This window comes from Streptomyces sp. NPDC005485, assembly GCF_040606085.1.
GTDB lineage: Bacteria > Actinomycetota > Actinomycetes > Streptomycetales > Streptomycetaceae > Streptomyces.
Window position 1 is genome coordinate 1 of the sequence record NZ_JBEXDZ010000315.1, and the last position, 1957, is coordinate 1957.

General features: G+C 75.1%; 1 protein-coding gene. It reads left to right on the forward strand.

The window, feature by feature from the left end; translation table 11 throughout:
• Positions 1 to 146: 146 nt before the first annotated feature.
• Positions 147 to 1775 (forward strand): PucR family transcriptional regulator, encoded by a 1629-nt coding sequence (locus ABZS97_RS43850; protein WP_356149649.1) that lies wholly within the window; start codon positions 147 to 149, stop codon positions 1773 to 1775.
• Positions 1776 to 1957 lie beyond the last annotated feature (182 nt).

Consider the following 1957-nt stretch of genomic DNA (forward strand, 5'->3'; position numbering starts at 1 on the left):
GCCCCGCGGCGGGTGGCGGGGAGGGAGTGGGTGGGGCGAGGGTTTCGTACGGTCACCCGGTGACCGTACGGTGAGGCAGAATCGACACAGGTCGTTCATACGTCGCGGCCAAAAAATCACAAAGATCACACAGACCTGAAGGCCTCATGCCCCCCACGCTCGCCTCGCTCGTCCACCACTCCGCGCTCAAGCTGACCGTGCGCGCGGGTGAGGACCGTCTCGACGTCCCCGTCCGCTGGGCGCACGTCAGCGAGCTCGCCGACCCCGTGCCCTACATGGAGGGCGGGGAACTGCTGCTGATCACCGCGCTCAAGCTGGACGCGGAGGAGCCCGAGGCCATGCGGCGGTATGTGAAACGGCTGGCCGGAGCGGGTGTCGTCGGGCTGGGCTTCGCCGTCGGCGTCAACTACGAGGACATCCCGAAGGCGCTAGTCGACGCCGCCGAGGAAGAGGGGCTGCCGCTCCTCGAAGTACCCCGGCGTACGCCGTTCCTCGCCATCAGCAAGGCCGTGTCCGCCGCGATCGCGGCCGACCAGTACCGCGCGGTCACCGCCGGGTTCGCCGCGCAGCGCGAGCTGACCAAGCAGGCGCTGAGCGGCGGCCCCGAGGGGCTGCTCGCCGCCCTCGCCTCCCAGGTCGACGGATGGGCCGCCCTGTACGACGCCTCCGGTGCCGTCGTCGCCACCGCGCCCGACTGGGCCGGGCGGCGCGCGGCCCGGCTCACCGCGGACGTCGAACGGCTGCGGGAGCGGCCCGCACCCGCCAGCTCCGTCGTCGGCGGCGAGGACCGGGTCGAGCTGCACTCGCTGGGCACCGGGCGGCGCCCGCGGGCCGCGCTCGCCGTGGGCACGGCCGCCACCCTCGGCACCGCCGAGCGGTACGCCGTGCACTCGGCGATCGCCCTGCTCACGCTCACCACCGAGCGGTCGCGGTCCCTGCACGCCGCCGAGCAGCGGATCGGCGCGGCTGTGGTGGGGATGCTGCTCGCCGGGGAACCCGACCATGCGCGGGCCGTCGCCGGGGAGCTGTACGGGGCGCTGCTCGACGCGCCCTTCCGGCTGATCCTCGCCGAGTCCGTGTCCGCGGTCGGTGTGGGGGCGGGGAGTGCGGTGGGGGGCGCGGTCGCGTCCGCCGCCGTCGACGGCGACCCGCTCGGCGGGCTCGCCGAAGTCGTCGAGTCCGCCGCCGCGCGGGCCGGGGAGTGCGTGCTCGTCGTGCCCGACGGGGATCGGCTCGTCGCGCTCGCCGTGGACGGGGGTGCGGCCGTGGCCGCGTGTCAGGAGTACGCCGCGGAGTTGGAGGCGGCGCGGGCCACGGTGCGCGAGGCGGCCGCGGGGGACGAGGACGAGCTGGTCGTCGGGCTGTCCGCGCCCGCCGGGCCGATCGCCGCGGCCGCCGCGTACAAGCAGGCCGAGCAGGCGCTGTCCGTCGCACGGCGGCGGGGGCGGACGCTCGTGGAGCACGAGGAGCTGGCGGCGGGGTCCGTGGTGCCGCTCCTCGCCGACGACGCGGTGCGGGCGTTCGCGGACGGGTTGCTGCGGCCGCTGAACGAACACGACGCGACCGGGCGCGGTGATCTCGTCGCCTCCCTGCGGGCCTGGCTGTCCCGGCACGGGCAGTGGGACGCGGCGGCGGCGGACCTCGGGGTACACCGGCACACGCTGCGGTACCGGATGCGGCGGGTGGAGGAGATCTTGGGGCGGTCGCTGGATGATCCGGATGTGCGAATGGAACTTTGGCTGGCGTTGAAGGCGGTTGCCGGCGGGGGCGGGTGAGGGAGGGGCCGCAGGGGGTGCGGTGTGTTGTGGGTCGGGTCCGTGCCGTCTGCTGGCGTGGGCGCCTGTCGCAGGGGGGTGCGGTGGGTGGGTCGGGTCCGTGCCGGTACGTCTTGCCCGTCGCCGCGTGGGCGTACTGCCCGGGGGTCGAGCATGGCGGAGCTTGGCTGGGGGCCGGCTAC